This window comes from Cupriavidus sp. GW822-FHT02D05 (assembly GCF_058802485.1).
Window position 1 is genome coordinate 1 of sequence record NZ_JBXAOE010000017.1, and the last position, 15,603, is coordinate 15,603.

General features: G+C 63.5%; 15 protein-coding genes and 1 pseudogene. 10 read left to right on the plus strand and 6 right to left on the minus strand.

Going from position 1 to position 15,603, the window contains the following annotated elements; translation table 11 throughout:
* The 4 genes and pseudogenes from AC1RQK_RS22240 to AC1RQK_RS22255 all read left to right on the plus strand — a co-directional run.
* Positions 1-77: pseudogene (locus tag AC1RQK_RS22240) on the plus strand (hydrolase); the annotation flags it as partial.
* A gap of 266 nt (positions 78-343) precedes the next feature.
* Positions 344-2,584, plus strand: a complete 2,241-nt coding sequence (gene katG / locus AC1RQK_RS22245; protein ID WP_492811189.1) for a catalase/peroxidase HPI — start codon at positions 344-346, stop codon at positions 2,582-2,584.
* A 409-nt stretch (positions 2,585-2,993) separates the two neighbouring features.
* On the plus strand, positions 2,994-4,046 hold the full coding sequence (locus AC1RQK_RS22250; RefSeq protein ID WP_492811191.1) for a porin: 1,053 nt from the start codon (positions 2,994-2,996) through the stop codon (positions 4,044-4,046).
* Between the two features lie 85 nt (positions 4,047-4,131).
* Positions 4,132-4,638, plus strand: a complete 507-nt coding sequence (locus AC1RQK_RS22255) for a GlcG/HbpS family heme-binding protein (protein ID WP_492372268.1) — start codon at positions 4,132-4,134, stop codon at positions 4,636-4,638.
* Between the two features lie 73 nt (positions 4,639-4,711).
* Here the strand turns inward: AC1RQK_RS22255 and AC1RQK_RS22260 are convergent, their stop codons facing one another.
* A complete protein-coding gene (locus tag AC1RQK_RS22260; protein WP_492372267.1) occupies positions 4,712-5,500 on the minus strand; it encodes an alpha/beta fold hydrolase in 789 nt (262 codons plus the stop codon).
* 269 nt (positions 5,501-5,769) lie between these two features.
* Here AC1RQK_RS22260 and AC1RQK_RS22265 point away from each other — a divergent pair, with 269 nt between their 5' ends.
* Genes AC1RQK_RS22265 through AC1RQK_RS22275 form a run of 3 tightly spaced genes read left to right on the plus strand, consistent with a single transcriptional unit; the run spans position 5,770 to position 8,701 of the window.
* Entirely contained in the window at positions 5,770-6,816 is a 1,047-nt protein-coding gene (locus AC1RQK_RS22265) for a Bug family tripartite tricarboxylate transporter substrate binding protein (protein WP_492372266.1), read from the plus strand.
* A 32-nt stretch (positions 6,817-6,848) separates the two neighbouring features.
* A complete protein-coding gene (locus AC1RQK_RS22270; RefSeq protein ID WP_492811194.1) occupies positions 6,849-7,499 on the plus strand; it encodes a c-type cytochrome in 651 nt (216 codons plus the stop codon).
* 11 nt (positions 7,500-7,510) lie between these two features.
* Positions 7,511-8,701, plus strand: coding sequence for an acetamidase/formamidase family protein (locus tag AC1RQK_RS22275; RefSeq protein ID WP_492811195.1), 1,191 nt, complete (start codon positions 7,511-7,513; stop codon positions 8,699-8,701).
* A gap of 39 nt (positions 8,702-8,740) precedes the next feature.
* Here AC1RQK_RS22275 and AC1RQK_RS22280 read toward each other — a convergent pair whose 3' ends face one another.
* From AC1RQK_RS22280 to AC1RQK_RS22295, 4 genes are all read right to left on the minus strand, one after another.
* The gene (locus AC1RQK_RS22280) at positions 8,741-9,604 is read right to left on the minus strand and encodes a helix-turn-helix transcriptional regulator (RefSeq protein ID WP_492372263.1); all 864 of its coding nucleotides are present in this window, start codon (positions 9,602-9,604) and stop codon (positions 8,741-8,743) included.
* A gap of 421 nt (positions 9,605-10,025) precedes the next feature.
* Positions 10,026-11,072: an Ldh family oxidoreductase gene (locus AC1RQK_RS22285; RefSeq protein ID WP_492387159.1), complete on the minus strand. Its 1,047-nt coding sequence runs from the start codon at positions 11,070-11,072 to the stop codon at positions 10,026-10,028.
* On the minus strand, positions 11,069-11,962 hold the full coding sequence (locus AC1RQK_RS22290) for an alpha/beta hydrolase (RefSeq protein WP_492372262.1): 894 nt from the start codon (positions 11,960-11,962) through the stop codon (positions 11,069-11,071). The genes AC1RQK_RS22285 and AC1RQK_RS22290 overlap by 4 nt, the downstream gene beginning before the upstream one ends.
* A gap of 120 nt (positions 11,963-12,082) precedes the next feature.
* Complete coding sequence (locus AC1RQK_RS22295) at positions 12,083-12,478, minus strand: DUF6331 family protein (protein ID WP_492811198.1); 396 nt, start codon at positions 12,476-12,478, stop codon at positions 12,083-12,085.
* A gap of 280 nt (positions 12,479-12,758) precedes the next feature.
* Here AC1RQK_RS22295 and AC1RQK_RS22300 point away from each other — a divergent pair, with 280 nt between their 5' ends.
* Entirely contained in the window at positions 12,759-13,154 is a 396-nt protein-coding gene (locus tag AC1RQK_RS22300; RefSeq protein ID WP_492372260.1) for a DUF1801 domain-containing protein, read from the plus strand.
* Positions 13,155-13,245: 91 nt separating this feature from the next.
* On the opposite strand, the gene AC1RQK_RS22305 is transcribed toward AC1RQK_RS22300, so the two are convergent.
* On the minus strand, positions 13,246-13,671 hold the full coding sequence (locus AC1RQK_RS22305; RefSeq protein ID WP_492372259.1) for a hypothetical protein: 426 nt from the start codon (positions 13,669-13,671) through the stop codon (positions 13,246-13,248).
* Between the two features lie 299 nt (positions 13,672-13,970).
* On the opposite strand from AC1RQK_RS22305, the gene AC1RQK_RS22310 reads away from it, so the two are divergent.
* Both AC1RQK_RS22310 and AC1RQK_RS22315 read left to right on the plus strand, forming a co-directional pair.
* Positions 13,971-14,402, plus strand: a complete 432-nt coding sequence (locus AC1RQK_RS22310) for a CopG family transcriptional regulator (protein ID WP_492372258.1) — start codon at positions 13,971-13,973, stop codon at positions 14,400-14,402.
* Positions 14,403-14,454: 52 nt separating this feature from the next.
* Entirely contained in the window at positions 14,455-15,564 is a 1,110-nt protein-coding gene (locus tag AC1RQK_RS22315; RefSeq protein ID WP_492811389.1) for an extracellular catalytic domain type 1 short-chain-length polyhydroxyalkanoate depolymerase, read from the plus strand.
* Positions 15,565-15,603: the final 39 nt, after the last annotated feature.

Here is a 15,603-nt window from a genome sequence, read left to right on the forward strand (position 1 = left end):
CCTACACCATGGTGCACAAGGCCGCGCAGCGCACCGCCACGCCGCACGCGTCGATCGCCCCGGTTCCGGCCCGCTGAACCGCGCTGCCGTGTCGGCCCGTCAGGCTGCATCACGCCCATGATGCGCCGGCCAGGCGAGATGCCCCACTGGGCCAGGCGCTCGTCCTTGGCCCACTGGCTTCGGTCCCACACAGTGAGTGCATCGTCGATGCGCGCCCTGCCTATCCTTTAGTTTGATTGACAGCTTCTCGCCGTCGCAACGATCATCGGCTCGCACCGCATCCACCGGGCACACAAGTGCCCGGTGGCCATGGCCGCTGACTGATTCTGATAGGAGAGAGCGCATGTCCAATGAAGCAACGTGTCCGTTCAATCATGCCGCCGGCGGCGGTACGACAAATCGTGACTGGTGGCCGAAGCAGTTGCGGTTGGACTTGCTTGGCCAGCATTCCGACAAGTCCAGCCCAATGGATGGGAGCTTCAGATATGCCGAGGCTTTCAAGAGTCTCGACCTCGCAGCGGTAAAAAGGGACCTTGCTGCTCTGATGACCGACTCGCAGGATTGGTGGCCGGCGGACTTTGGCCACTATGGTCCACTCTTCATCCGCATGGCTTGGCATAGTGCGGGCACTTACCGTGTCGACGACGGCCGGGGAGGCGCCGGACGCGGTCAGCAGCGTTTCGCACCGCTCAATAGCTGGCCCGATAACGTCAGCCTGGACAAGGCACGTCGCCTGCTCTGGCCGATCAAGCAGAAGTACGGGAACAAGATTTCCTGGGCCGACCTGCTGATCCTCACCGGAAATGTCGCACTTGAGACCATGGGATTCAAGACCTTCGGCTTCGCCGGAGGTCGTGAAGATACTTGGGAACCGGATAATGACGTCTACTGGGGCAACGAGAAAACCTGGCTGGGCGGCGATATCCGTTACGGCAAGGGCGCGGCCGGCAACGAGGGGGATCCGCATGGCGCGGGGGCCGGCCGCCCGGACGACGGACGAAACCTGGAAAATCCACTGGCCGCGGTGCAGATGGGCCTCATTTACGTGAATCCGGAAGGCCCCGACGGCAATCCGGATCCAATTGCGGCCGCGCGCGATATCCGCGAGACCTTCCGCCGCATGGCCATGGACGACGAGGAAACCGTCGCGCTGATCGCCGGTGGCCATACTTTTGGCAAGACGCACGGCGCTGGACCGGCCGGCAACGTTGGCCCGGAGCCGGAGATTGCTGATCTGGAGCAGCAGGGGCTGGGCTGGAAGAGCAGTTTTGGCACCGGCATGGGGGCCGATGCCATTACCAGCGGTCTGGAAGTGACCTGGACCGCGACGCCGACGAAATGGGGCATGGGATTTTTCGAGAACCTGTTCCGCTACGATTGGGCGTTGACCAAGAGCCCGGCCGGCGCGCATCAATGGGTGGCAAAGGATGCCGGTGAGACGATCCCGCACGCGCATGATCCGTCGAAGAAGCTGCGGCCTACGATGCTGACCACTGACCTTTCGCTGCGCTTCGACCCGGCTTACGAGAAGATCTCGCGGCGCTTCCTGGAGAAGCCCGACCAGTTTGCCGACGCCTTCGCCCGCGCCTGGTTCAAGCTGACCCATCGCGACATGGGGCCGCGCGCCCGTTACCTTGGCCCGGAAGTGCCTGCGCAAGCCTTGATCTGGCAAGACCCGATCCCCGTCGTCGACCATCCGTTGGTCAACGACCAGGATATCGTTTCGCTCAAGCAGACGATTCGCGCGTCGGGGTTGTCTGTAGCGGAGTTGGTGTCGACGGCCTGGGCATCGGCATCGACCTTCCGTGGCTCGGACAAGCGCGGCGGTGCCAATGGTGCGCGCATCCGCTTGGCACCGCAGGTTGAATGGCACGTCAACCAGCCTCAGCAATTGGCGAGGGTGCTGACGGTCCTGGATGGCATCCAGTCCGAGTTCAACCGCGCACAGTCTGGCGGCAAGAAGATCTCACTGGCGGATTTGATTGTGCTGGCCGGCGGAGCTGGTATCGAGCAGGCAGCAGAAAGGGCAGGCCATCGGGTGACCGTGCCGTTCTCGCCAGGTCGCATGGACGCGTCGCAGGAACAGACCGACGTGCAATCTTTCGAGGTGCTTGAGCCGGTTGCAGATGGCTTTCGCAATTACGTCAAGGGAGAATACGGCGTTCCCGCGGAGGCGTTGCTGATCGACAAGGCCCAACTGCTGACGCTGACCGCACCGGAGATGACCGTTCTGATTGGCGGGCTTCGTGTGCTGAGCGTTCATGCCGGAACGGAGGCTCACGGCGTTCTCACCGACCGGCCGCAGACGTTGACCAATGACTTCTTTCGTAACTTGCTCGACATGCGTACTGAATGGAAGCCACTTTCGGCTTCCCGGGGCGTATTCGAGGGATACGTCCGCAAGACCGGTGAACTGAAATGGACTGGCACGCGTGTCGATCTGATCTTCGGTTCGCACGCACAGCTCCGCGCGCTCTCTGAAGTCTACGCAAGCGAGGACGCCCAAGAGAAATTCATCCGAGACTTCGTCACGGCATGGGTCAAGGTGATGAATCTCGATCGGTTCGACCTGGCCTGCGCATAAGCCAACCATCACCGTCGGCTGTTTGTCGACGGATCCATCTTAGAGGCCATTTCAAAAAGATGCTGGCGTCGTTGCGCGGCCTTGGCCGATCCACATGTATTGTCTGCGGCCGCGCGCCTAGCCAGAACCGCTTCGCTTCATTTTGAAGCAGCCTCTTACTGCGACAAAGCCCTCCATCGCCTTGCCGAATCCGCCAGTGCTTCTCGCGGACTTCCAGGCCTGCCCCCCCGCACCTTGCTCGCGAGCCTGCGCTCCTGAACCACCCGGCCACGCATTCCGGACACCTTTCCAAGTGGCGGGATGATTGGGTTAGCGCCCTCCCGGCGCGAACCCATACCCTTGCTGCGCCGGTGCAAAGACCGTGCAAGAACCATATCGTCAAACAGGACGGAACAGCGAGGAGAAACGCATGAAAAGAATGGGAACACTCTTGGTAGTGGCGGTGGCAACGATGCCGGGCATAGCGGCGGCACAATCGGGGGTGACCATCTATGGCGTAGCCGATCTCTACACCGAGTATGTCAGGTCTGGGGCAGTTCATGTCGCGCGGGTCGAAGACGGCGGGCTGTATCAATCGAGGTGGGGTTTGCGGGGCAAGGAGGAACTGGCGCCGGGACTTTCCACGGTATTCACACTAGAGACTGGGCTTGCACTGGACAGTGGCACCGCCCAGCAGGGGGGACGCCTGTTCGGCCGCCAGGCCTGGGTCGGCCTGAGCAGCAACGACTGGGGCGCGCTGACGTTTGGCCGGCAGAACACGCCGATCTACTACATCGAGGGGCAGGCATCGGCCTTTGGCTTCTCCCCGTATGGCCCGCTCGGTCGCCTGCAGAACGGCGGCCCCGCGGGCAGCAGCCTGACCGCGCGCGCGGACAATTCCATTCGGTACGAGAGTCCCGAACTTGCCGGGCTGCAGGGCAGTGCGATCTATTCATTCGGCGCCGAGCGGACCAGCGCGCCACGCGATGCCGACCGGCTGGCGGGCTTGGCGCTGACTTATGCACGCGGACCGCTCTGGCTGGGCCTTGCCTACGAACGTACCTACAGCATCAACGCGGTAACGGATGCCGACCGCGACGAGCGCGCGATCGGCGCCACGTATGAGTTCCCGTGGGCGAAGTTGTTCGCCAATGTCCGCCAAGCCACACGATGGGTGCCAGGCCAGGCGACGCTGAAGGACCGCGGTTTCCATGTCGGCACGACCATTCCCGTGGGCGGCGCCGGACTGGTGCTGGTGGCATATGGCATGCAGCAATCGGTCGGCACGCCGAATCGTGGCCAGCAGATGTCGATCGGCTATCAGTACTCGATGTCCAAGCGTACAACGCTCTATGCCAACGCCAGTAAGATCTGGAACACGAACGGGGCCAACTACACATTTTCAAACATCCCCAATGAGGTCACAGCAAGTAGCGTGTCCGACCCGCGCGGGGTCATGATAGGCATGCGCCATCTCTTCTGATGTGCGCACGCCGGCGTACGCCACCCGGTCGCCGTCGTCGGCCAGAGGCCGACGCGTCGCGATCTCGTCATGCCTAGGAGAATCCATGAAGCGCTCTACCTTCGCAGTGGCCTTCGGGCTGCATCTGTTCTGCGCGTCGATCGCATCTGCGGCCGTCGTACAGGTGCAGACCCTTGGCGCGGACACCGCGGTGCGGCTTACCGATGCCGCCAAACGGTTTGCCGAGGACCGAAGACTTGCCGTCAGCATCGTCGTGGTCGACGTTTCCGGCCACTTTCTCAGCGGCGTGAGAATGGATGGCGCCCCGTTTGCGACTTTTGATGTCGCACGCGGCAAGGCCATCGCTTCGGCGGCCACGGGAGGCGTCTCCGGCGCCGAACTCGTGAAGCGCTATCAGGCCAATCCCATCGTCTTTGGCCAGATGAGTTCGCTGGTGTATGGCGGGCCCGTCTTTCCGTCGCAGGGTTCACTGGGCATCTACGTCGGTGGCCGGCTGGTCGGGGCCGTCGGCGTTAGCGGCGGGCCATCGGACATGGACGAGGAGATCGGGCGCCGCGGCGTGGTCGCGATCGGTGCGGCCGAGGCGCCCTGAGTAGCGTATGCGCTATGGTGGTGCCTGCTGGTGTACGACACCGGCAGGCACTCCGCATCGGCCATTCAGGACGTCAGCGTTCGCTGCGGGCCTGGACGTCCGTCAGGAAGCGCTCGATCCGCGTGATGAGGTCCACCGGTGTCTCGTCCATCGGATAGTGTCCCGCGTTGCGGATCACGTCGATGGCCAGATCGAGGCATACTTTGCCATACGTCTGCTCCATGACGTCAGCTGTCAGCGACGGGTCGTGCTCACCAACCAGCAGCAGTGTGGGAACACGGATGCCCGCAATCTCGGCAGAGAAATCAGTGTCGGCCCATGCCCGGAAGTAGGCGGCGAACGCGTTGGCATCGGCATGCAGCGTCGAGGCCTGAACCAATTTTTCTACCCAGTACCGGCTCAGGCGTTTGCCCGTGGAATTGTCCACGACAGCAATTCTTGCGGTGAAATCGTCGGCAGCACGTTCGAACAGCGAGCGTGCCGGCTCGTCGAACAGCACGCGCGTCGGCGGCACAGGCGTGACGCCGACCATGGCCTTGACGCGTGCAGGGGCCAGCATGGCGACAGCCTGCATGGCCTTTCCTCCCATAGAGTGTCCGATCAGCGAGAAACATTGCCATCCCAGTTCGTCACCGAGCGCCAGCACGTCGGCGGCGATCTCCTGCATGTCGAATCTGCCCTTGACCTCTCGCCGGGCACCATAGCCTCGATAGTCGATGAAGGCGTAGGTGAAGCGGTCACCGTCGAGCACGTCCACAAGGGGCCCCCATCCACGCGCATGGCCAAACCAGCCGTGCAAGGCGATGACATGGTGTGGGCCGTTGCCGATGGTGACCACGGTGCCTTTTTGCTGGTAATGCATTGATTTCCTCCGGTCGTCGATGTCCCGCCCGATATTGCATGACGAACCGCGGCGTGAGGGCGGCCCCTGTCAAGTTCTTGGACAATCCGGTAAGCAGACGCCGCGCGGCATCGGGCGATCGCTTGCCGGCGTGCCTATGCCGCAGAACGGAGGACGTATTGGTAAACGGCTCCCCAAATGGGCAAGCGTCTTGTTTCCGGATCCGTAGAGTGTGAGCCTGGGCTGACCGCATCGCCCACGCCTCGCGATTCACCAGGAGACAAGAGTCAATGCAAAGCCGGAAGCTTCCATCATTCCTCAGCGCCCCTCAGCGGGTGGCCACATTTGCCGCCATCACTGCGGCCATCACCGCCGCACTGGCCGTGGCACTCGCAGGCCTGCGGCCCGCCGCCGCCAACGCAGCGCAAGCGGACACAAATACACAGGCCAACTGGAAGCCTTCGAAGCCTATCGTCTTTATCGTGCCGTTCCCGCCGGCAGGCATCAACGACGTACTGGCCAGGGCCGTGGCGCAACGCTTGTCGAAAGCGCTGGGACAACCAGTCGTGGTGGAGAACCGACCGGGCGCCAGCGGCAACATCGGCGCGGAGGCGCTTGTGCGCGCGGCGCCGGACGGCCATACGATCGGCATCCTGAACAGCATCCACGCGGTCAACGCCGCCTTCTACCGCAAGCTGCCCTACGACGTGACGCGCGACGTGGTACCTGTTGCGCCACTGGGCGAGTCGCCGCTTGTGCTGGTTACGAATCCGCACACACCATACAAGTCCGTCACCGAACTGATTGCCTACGCCAAGGCGAATCCCGGCAAGGTCAACTACGGTGGCCCGACCAGCTATCCGCTCGAAATGATCAAGACGATGGCTGGTGTCGACATCACCAATATCCCTTACAAGGGCAGCGGCCCAACCATCAACGATATGATCGCCGGACACATCGACCTGGCGACGGGCCCGCTGCTGGAGTACATGCCCCATGTGAACGCCGGCAAACTGAGGCTGCTGGCCGTCGGTACCGCGAGCCGGCTCCAGGGCCTGCCCAACGTGCCCACGGTGGCTGAGAGCATTCCCGGGTACGACATTACCGTCTGGTATGGCTTGTTCGCCCCCAAGGGCACGCCGGCGCCGGTGACCGAGCGGCTGCGCAGCGAGGTCCGCGCCATCATGAACGATGCCGACATCCGCGCCAGGCTGGCCGGCCAGAGCATTGACACCGCCTTCAGCCAGACCGGCGTGATCGGCCTGACCAGCCGTCTGACCAGCGAAACGCGGCGCGCGCACCAGATCGTCACCAAAACCGGCGGCTACCTGAACTAGATCGGGCATTGTCTTGTTGTGAGGATTCCAACGTGAAACATCCCATGGAGCGCCGCCGGCTGTCTGCCCGCTTGCTCGCGTTGTGCACGCTGGCCGTGCCTGCGCTGGCGCAGCCCGCATCAGAGGCAGGCGAATCGCGGCCCGCGCGGCTGATCGTTGAGCAAGTCTGCGCGGCATGCCACGGCAACACAGGCCAGAGCGCGCAGAAGGAATACCCCAGCCTAGCGGGTCAGAACGAAGACTACCTGTTCAAGCAACTGCGGCAGTTCAAGGCCGGCGCCAGCGAGCCGGCACTGCGCCAGGACGCCACGATGGCTGCCGTGGTGCAAAGCATGAGTGAAATGGAGATGCGCGAAGTGGCTCGCTACTTTAGCCGCCAGGCACCCGCGCGCGGACAGGCCGCCCTGCCGCACTTGGTCGGGGCGGGCATGGTCATCTACTGGAGGGGCAATCCGTCCAATCACCTGCCGGCCTGCGTGACATGCCATCGGCCAAATGGGGAAGGCATCGCGCCCGACTTTCCGCGCATTGCCGGCCAGCAGCCGGAATACGTGGCCAGGCAGCTCCAAGCGTGGAAATCCGGCACACGTGGCGGTCCGGGCAAGCTGATGAGCCTGCTTGTGCCGTTGATGACGGACGAAGAGATCCTCGCCGTTGCGCAGTACGTCGCGCAACTGCGCTGATGTGCTGCATCTTGCCGTCCAGCGCAGTGGTGCCGCGGACGGCACAATCGAAAGGAACCAAAACGATGATGATCGACAGGAGACATTGGCTGAAGGCTGCAGGTGCCCTTGGCCTGGGAGCCGCTTCGCTGCAGGCAGCGGCGCAGGTGACGTTGGGGCGGAACGCACCGGTTGCCGAACCGGGTGCGGTTCCACTCCCCGCAATCAAACCGGGCAAGATCCACCGGATCGAGTCGGCCACGCAGACCGTGCACGTCGGCATTCTCGACCCCAAGGCAACGCCGGCCGCCAGCATCGAGTCCGGCGATCTCGTGATGTATCCCAATACCTGGGTGAACTGGGCCAACGGCGCCGCGTACGGCATGAGCTACGAGGATCGCGAACCCGTGCGCAAGCGATTTCCGCAAGGGCCGTACTCGAACGTCGGCCCCGTGGAACTACGCGGGGCGATGCCCGGCGACGTGGTGGAGTGCAGGATGGTCAAGTTGCGTCCGATCGGCTGGGGATGGAACTCCGCGCCCAAAGGTGTCGGTGCACTGCCCAACGACTTTCCAAAGCCGTACCTGCGCTACTTCAAATTTGACGAGAGCCGGCAGTACACCGAGTTCGCGCCGGGCATCCACATCAAGCTGGCGCCGTTCCAGGGCGTGATGGCGGTGCAGCCCGCCGGCGACGAACCGGTCAGCGCCATCCTCAGCGGTCGGTATGGCGGCAATCTCGTGTTGCGCGAGCTGGTTGAGGGTACGTCACTGTTCCTGCCGGTCCAGCGGCCGGGCGCGATGATCTGGACAGGCGATTCGCACGCCGCCCAAGGCGACGGCGTGGTCAATCAGACCGCCATTGAAACCGCGATGGAGGACATGCAGATCCAGTATTTCCTGCACAAGCAGCGGCCCTTGTCCCTGCCGATGGCAGAGACGCCCGGCCACTGGATCATTCTCGGCTTCGGCAACAATCTCGACGAGGCGCTGGTCGCCTGCCTGCGGCAGATGCTCAACTGGGTGAGCGCTGCGACCGGCATGGATCCTCAGGACGTGTACTCGCTCGCTAGCATTACCGCGGGATTCCGCATCACCCAGTACTCCAACCAGACGGCCAGCAACTACACGTCGATCCCGGCCAAGACCGTGCACGGCATGCTGCCCAAGGCAGTATTCGACGCGGCGATCCAGGACAAGTTGTCGCGCTCGCTGCGCGGTTGACACAGTTGACACAGTTGACGCCGGGCGGCGTTGGGCGTCTCAGTCGCCTTGCGCATCGCCCGGCATGCCGATGCGGCGAAACTCCGACGGGCTAAGCCCCAAGTGTTGGACGAAAAAGCGCGTGAAGTGTCCTTGCGCGCTGAATCCGAGCTGGTCTGCTACGTCCCCGATGCTGGCATGCCGTTGAGCCAGCAGTCGGGTGGCGATGCCGATTCGGATCCAGTCAAGGTATTGCTGCGGCGAAATGCCCATGCAGGCCTTGAACTGGTGGAAGAGCCGGCTGCGGGACATGCCCACCGCGCTGGCGACCGTCTCCACGTTGGGATTTTCCCCCGCATGGTTGCGTATGTACTCGGTCGCGCGCTTGATCCGGTAGTCCAGCGGTCTGGTGTTTGCCAGCACTTCGGTCATGGACCGCCGCTGAAGATGGCAGGCCGATACCCTGCGTGCCAGTTCCGCGACGGCGGCCTCGCAATCTACCGAGCCAATCGCCGAATCGTCAGCCAGGTCCCGGGCCAGGCGGGTACCCAACTCTGTCAATGATGCGACGGTATCCGCATCCATGCGCGCCAGCGTTTTGCTGAAGCGCAGGCCGCTGGCAGGATTGTCGACGCCGAGCGTGCGTCCGAGCCATTCCGGTTCCAGCAGCAAGGCGAGTAGCAGCGAGGGCGAGCCCTCCTTAGCGCTCTTCGCATGCGTCGACCAGGGATTGATCAGCAGCGCGCATCCGTCGGTCAGTGTCTGCGCGTGGCCGTCGATCTTGAATGTCGCATCCGTGCCGCCGAACTTGAAGATCAGATGGAACTCCGCATGGGCATGCGCGACGAGCGGCCCCGATATGCGATGAAGGGTGGCACGGCCGAAGCTGCCGTGAATGATGCGTAGCTGGCGGTCCTTTGCCATTCAGGGTGTCTCCTCATCAATGCCTTGGGGGATCGTGCGTGCTTACGCGCGGCGGGCGGTGGAGCAAGGCTTCGCCTTGCGCGAGCCCGGTGCTCGACCAGCACACGCCGACAAGCCACTCGATCATCCTGGTTATGCAAACGTTTGCATTGGTTGGGATTATGTCATCTGTCGGGCAGTCGTCAAGGGGGAACAGTCCCTATCGATCCGGTCAGATGTGAGGCAAGGTCTACACGGAGACGAAGGAAAGGGGGCCGATGACGATGCAAGCGTCGAATACGCCCCGTCCTTCGCTGGCTCCGACACGTCGGCAAGGCTCGACTAGTCAGCCTTTCTCGTTTGTACGCGTCAAGGCGCCGCGGGCCCGGTGGCCGGCAGGCCCGTATCCGTGTGCGCGTTTGAATGTGACTTCCCGGTCATGCTATGCCCAGGGAGCGCGAATGCCCGCCTGGCTGGCAAGTTTTTCCAGCGCGGCAGCGGTTACACCCGCCAAGGCAATTCCGCTCACGCCCCGCTCCCGGGATTCGGCGTAGCCGCGTTCTCCCGGCAGCCGTGGAGGGCCTTCGAAAGACGCCGGCAGATTGTGGATGGCCTCCGCGAGCTCGCTCAACTGCGCTTGAAACATGGAGGGGTCCAGCACCTGAGCGATATCGATGACGAGCATCCACGCGTTCTGCGTGTGCCGATGAACCGCAGGGGAAGCAAGCAGCGCGGGTGCCAGGATCGGATGGTTGGTCAGCAGGCTGCAGGCGATCTCGGCCATCAGCGCGAGGCCCGAGCCTTTCGGGCCGCCCAATGGCAGCGGCGTTGTCGCCTGATGGGCGTCCGTGGTGGGGTTACCCATGGCATCGATGGCCCAGCCCGGCTCGAGCGGCCGGCCGGCTGCCCGAGCCTGCATCAGTTTGCCGAAGGCAACCGCACCCGAAGCCATGTCGAACACGATCGGCTCGACGAGGCCAGGGCAGGCCATGGACAGCGGAGCCGTTGAGACGCCAGCCACCGAGGCGCCATGGTAGGCCATCAACGGTCCCGACGCGGCCATCGCCATGGCAAACATGCCCGCACTGGCCACATGAGCGGTGTGAAAGCCGAGCGCGCCGGTATGCGTTGTCTCCCGCAAGAGCACCAGGCTCGCCCCGGCCTGGCGCGCAGCGGCAATGGCTTGCCCGGCGGCAATGCGCATGCCCAGCGCACCGGCGCAGCGATCCCCTTCGACAACGGTTAGCGCTGGCAGGCTGAGCACCGGGCGCGGTTGTGCCCGGCCATTCATGTCGCCCGAGGCCAGCCACGCAATGTACTGCGGGATGCGCGCTACCCCATGTCCGGGAGAACCACGCAGGTCAGCCCACACCAGGCTCTGCGCCACCAGTGAGGCGCCAGGTTCGTGCAGCCCTGCCGAGGCAAGTAGCGCCTGCGCGAAGGTTTGCAGCCGGGCTGCACTGATCATGGTCGGGGGGCGCGCCGTCATGCGGCCCCCGATGGCGCCTGGTGGACCGGGAAGAACTTGTACAGCCAGTCCGTGACCAGGTTCAGGACGGCCCGGTTGTCGTCGGAGAAGATGAAATGATCGATTTCCGAGAACAGGTGCAGTTCGACCGGCATCCTGGCGTTGCGGAACAGCGCGATCGACTGGTCCGTAGGGGTGACCGAATCGTCCGCCGGATGCAGCAGCAGGAGCGGGCGCGGGGCAATGTCTCCGACCACTGCGTTCGGCCGAAAGCCCAGCATGCTTTCGACCACCTCGAACGGGAACGCCATGAAGCTTCCCGCAGGCAGATTGCTGCGCATCGCGGCGGGGATCGGCACGATGTCAAAGCGCGAGACCTGCATCGACTGGCCCATGGCCAATCGGGCACGGCCTTCTTCCACCATTGCCTCGAAGCGCTGCCATTCGCCCGGTCCGGCATGTTGCTGACGCAGCTTTACCTCCCCGTCGCCCCATCCGGCCGATGAGATGCAGGCCACGATGCGAGGGTCAACGCCGGCCGCATAGACCGCCACGGCCGCGCCGAAGCTGTGGCCCATCACAGCAATTTTCGCTGGCTCCACCTCGGAAAGGCTCTGCAAGTAGCTGACCGCATTGCGCGTGTCGCGCACCTGGTCCTCGCACAGTACCTTGCCGCGCTCGCCTTCGCTGTTACCGCAGCCCCGCATGTCGAAGCGCAGGACCACATAGCCCAGCGAAGAAAACAGGCGCGTCGCCAGCTGCACCATACCGTCATCCTTGTTGCTGCCGAACCCATGCAGCACGGCGATGGCTGGACGTCGCTCGCCGCTGGCAAGATTGGGGGGGAGATGCAGGGCTCCGGCCAGGCGGAGCCCGTCGGAGTCAAATGTTACATCCGTGTGCACGCTCATTTCTCCAGGTTTGGTGACACACGATGTTCTACGAAATCCGCGGTTCCATGACTGCCCAAGAATCCACTGACTTACCCGATCGTCCGCTGACTTTGATGACGGGCGCGATTTGCGTGTCCGTCAGTACGGCTCACGATCGCGCGCGCCGGACGCAAGGCAGGCAGCGATGTGGTCGATCAGTTGAAGCAAGACCTGCCTGTCGAAGTAGTTGTTCATCCTGTGGCTGAGGAACACGTCGCCGCCAGCGCCGGCGACGCGTTCTCTTACCTGGGCAATCCGTTCGGCAAGATCGGGGAGCCCGGCTTGCATCGCCGCCCGGGCAATGGCATCAGGCCAGAAACCATAGGCGTCAATGCCGCAACAGTCCGCGACGCATTCCGTTTCGAGCCAGTCAAGCAAGGGCAGGATAGGGACGAGCCACTCGTCGACGTCCACCGCGTCGTGGTGCTTCCCTTGCAGGTCGATGAACGGGATCCATTTGTCTTCGCCGATGCTGATGTCGCCTTGATTTGCCATTTCCTTCGCGCATGTCTGAGAGGGTAGAGTCGGCAAAGTGTAGCCGACCGCAGCGCGCCAGTATCGGCTGACAAAACCATGTCATCTGGCGACGGCCGGCAGCAATCTGAAGCGTGTCACCATGTCGCCACGACGCCGTATGGTCGATAGCGATCATGCAGCATGAACCAACGGGGTATGCTAGATTCAATGCCGCCTATTCAGGCGCGGTGCGGCTCAGGGAACGGCGAGCCGGCTATGCAAGCAAGCTAGTAAAACAGCCGAATCAGGTGCAATCCCTATGAAAAAGAGCGCAACGCCCCAGGGCGAATCCCCTTCCCGGCTGATCGATGCCAGGATCCAGGAACTGGACGATTGGCGGGGCAAGACGCTCGCCCATGTCCGCGCTCTCATCAAACAGGCTGACCCTGAGGTGGTCGAGGAGTGGAAGTGGAGAGGCGTTCCGGTCTGGTCTCACGATGGACTGATCTGCACCGGCGAGACCTACAAGAGCGTTGTGAAGCTGACTTTCGCCAAGGGCGCTTCGCTCGAGGACCCTTCAGGACTTTTCAACGCCAGCCTGGAAGGCAACACCCGGCGCGCTATCGATTTGCATGAGGGTGACGAAATGGATGAGGATGCCTTCAAGACGCTCATACGCGCCGCTGCAGCCCTGAACAGGTCATCGGCCCGATAGCCGAATCCGGCGCCTCATGTGTTGGCGCCTATCCTGGCCGGCCACGCAACAACCATGGCCAGCTACAACGGCCAACTACCACGCCCAGCAACTACGGCCGCTTGTCGCCTGCCGGGCTGGTAGGGCGCTGCGCAGGCAGCTTGCCGAGGATGCAATCCACCGCGCGCGTATCCGATTTGCCTTGCCCGAGCGCGCCGATGACCGAGTCGCGATACTGCACCGGCGTGATGCGCCGGTAGTAAAGCCGGGAGGTCTGGTCGAGCCAGTACACGTAGTCGCTGTTGTTCTGGCCACCGTCGGTGCGCAGCCAATCGCTGATGTTGTTGTTTCCGATCATCATGTTCGGGCAGCCTCGTTGCACGCTGTCGAGGTAGGCGTCGAAGCCTTTTGCCTCGTAGTTGCGCACCGAGTCTGGCGCGCAGGCGCATAGCGCCAGGGCTGCGCAAGCGCAGGCAAGCCAGGACGCCACTCGGCGATGCCGTGGGCTGCGGCGCGTTGTCATTGCGGGGGCTGGCATATCGCTCCTATGTCCTCTCGATCACTTGATCCCTGGTTCCCTGCTGCTCTGGTTCGGTGTGCGTGAAGCCACGCCCAAGGATAGAGCGGATCCCCCGGCACCTTGCCGCATGGCGAAAAATTTCATGGGTCGCCGGTAAAGGCTTGAATGCCAGGGTGGGCAATGTTGCCGTATACCGTAGGCCGCACTTTTATGTGCGATTGCAGCAAAAATTGGCAATCGTCCTTGAATACTGGATCGTTCCATCCTATAACCATCCCATTGGATGGTTATAGGATGGTGCCGGATGGTTAACAACGATGGATGAGCAACAAAGGGCACTTGTGGCGCAACCCCGCCCTAAAGGCGGCGAAACCGAGAAGATCACGATCAATCTCGGTCCGGTCGATCTCGGCCAGATCGACCTGCTGGTCGAGGAAGGCTTTTACTCAAACCGTACCGACCTGATCCGCACCGCGATCCGCAACCAGCTTGCGATCCACGCGCAGGCCGTCAGCGAGACCGTGACGCGGCGCGCGCTGGTGCTTGGCCTGCAGCATTTCTCCCGCCAGGACCTGGAGGCGGCGCAAGCCGCGCACCAGCGCCTGGATATCCATGTGCTGGGACTGGCCAGCATCGCATCCGATGTCACGCCCGAGCTTGCCCTGGCCACGATCGAGTCGATCGTGGTGCTGGGCGCTTTCCATGCTTCCGCCGCCGTCAAGGCGGCGCTGGCCGGCCGCATCCGCTAAGCCGCCAGGCAACGGAAAGCCCAACGCCAAAGGCGCGTAGAAGGACACCATGATGAAGATGAACGAAGAATTTCTGGCTTCCATGCAGGAAGCCATGGCGCTGCTGCGCACCGCGGGGCCGCTGGAAGCCACCGAGGTCATTGCGCGCGCGTTGCGCGGCAACAGCGCAGTGCCCAATGCCGGCTTCCAGCCTGCGCAAGTTGTCGAGGCGCTGCTGCCGCGCCAGGCGCAGGAGAACGCAGTGCATGCGCGTGAAGGCCGCGCACACCCCGCGGATGCGCGGCAACCCGCAGCGCAACCCGACGTGCGGGACACCGGCCACTTCACCACCCGGCGCCATGCCGGACATGCCGGCCAGCGCGCCTACAAGCTTTACGTGCCCGCCGGCTTCGAGGGCAAGCGCCTGCCGCTGGTGGTGATGCTGCACGGCTGCACGCAGGACGCCGACGATTTTGCCGCGGGTACCCGCATGAATGCGCTGGCAAAGCAGCACGGTTTCCTGGTTGCTTACCCCATCCAGCCCGCGGCGGCGAACCCGTCCAAATGCTGGAACTGGTTCAAGCCGGGCGACCAGCAGCGCGAGCTGGGCGAGCCGTCGCTGATCGCGGGCATCACGCGGGAAGTCATGGCCAGCCATCCGGTCGATCCCGATCGCGTGTACGTGGCCGGCTTGTCCGCCGGCGGCGCCATGGCCGCCGTGATGGTGCATGCTTATCCCGACCTGTATGCCGCGGCGGGGATTCACTCCGGCTTGCCGTATGCCAGCGCGCATGACTTGCCCTCGGCACTCGCCGCGATGAAAGGCGGCAAGCTGGCAGGCACGCACATGGCGAAAGCGCAGGCCGCGCCGTTGCGGCCCCTGATCGTCTTCCAGGCAGACGCGGATACGACGGTGCATGTGTCTAACGCCGACCGGTTGCTGCGAGCATTCGAGCATGACGGTGAGCAGGACGGCCAGCGCCGGAGCAAGCAGAACGGGCGCGCCTTCACGCGCCGTCAGTTGAAGTCGCGCGATGGCGTTGATGCGGAGTATTGGCTGCTTCATGGCGCGCCGCACGCGTGGGCGGGTGGCAGTACGCATGGTTCGTACACCGATGCGAGCGGGCCCGATGCCAGCGCGGAGATGGTGCGGTTTTTCCTGGCGCATCCGCTGAAGAGGTAAGCGGTGGCGCGGGTGCGTCGGCCTGATTGCCCCTGCACG

Excerpts from the sequence above, each read along its gene's own strand:
- AC1RQK_RS22290 (WP_492372262.1), bottom strand. The coding sequence starts at position 11,962 with ATGAGCGTGCACACGGATGTAACATTTGACTCCGACGGGCTCCGCCTG.
- AC1RQK_RS22305 (WP_492372259.1), bottom strand. The coding sequence starts at position 13,671 with ATGCCAGCCCCCGCAATGACAACGCGCCGCAGCCCACGGCATCGCCGA.
- AC1RQK_RS22250 (WP_492811191.1), top strand. The coding sequence starts at position 2,994 with ATGAAAAGAATGGGAACACTCTTGGTAGTGGCGGTGGCAACGATGCCG.
- AC1RQK_RS22255 (WP_492372268.1), top strand. The coding sequence starts at position 4,132 with ATGAAGCGCTCTACCTTCGCAGTGGCCTTCGGGCTGCATCTGTTCTGC.
- AC1RQK_RS22280 (WP_492372263.1), bottom strand. The coding sequence starts at position 9,604 with ATGGCAAAGGACCGCCAGCTACGCATCATTCACGGCAGCTTCGGCCGT.
- AC1RQK_RS22265 (WP_492372266.1), top strand. The coding sequence starts at position 5,770 with ATGCAAAGCCGGAAGCTTCCATCATTCCTCAGCGCCCCTCAGCGGGTG.
- AC1RQK_RS22315 (WP_492811389.1), top strand. The coding sequence starts at position 14,455 with ATGAAGATGAACGAAGAATTTCTGGCTTCCATGCAGGAAGCCATGGCG.
- AC1RQK_RS22300 (WP_492372260.1), top strand. The coding sequence starts at position 12,759 with ATGAAAAAGAGCGCAACGCCCCAGGGCGAATCCCCTTCCCGGCTGATC.
- AC1RQK_RS22260 (WP_492372267.1), bottom strand. The coding sequence starts at position 5,500 with ATGCATTACCAGCAAAAAGGCACCGTGGTCACCATCGGCAACGGCCCA.
- AC1RQK_RS22295 (WP_492811198.1), bottom strand. The coding sequence starts at position 12,478 with ATGGCAAATCAAGGCGACATCAGCATCGGCGAAGACAAATGGATCCCG.
- katG (WP_492811189.1), top strand. The coding sequence starts at position 344 with ATGTCCAATGAAGCAACGTGTCCGTTCAATCATGCCGCCGGCGGCGGT.
- AC1RQK_RS22285 (WP_492387159.1), bottom strand. The coding sequence starts at position 11,072 with ATGACGGCGCGCCCCCCGACCATGATCAGTGCAGCCCGGCTGCAAACC.
- AC1RQK_RS22310 (WP_492372258.1), top strand. The coding sequence starts at position 13,971 with ATGGATGAGCAACAAAGGGCACTTGTGGCGCAACCCCGCCCTAAAGGC.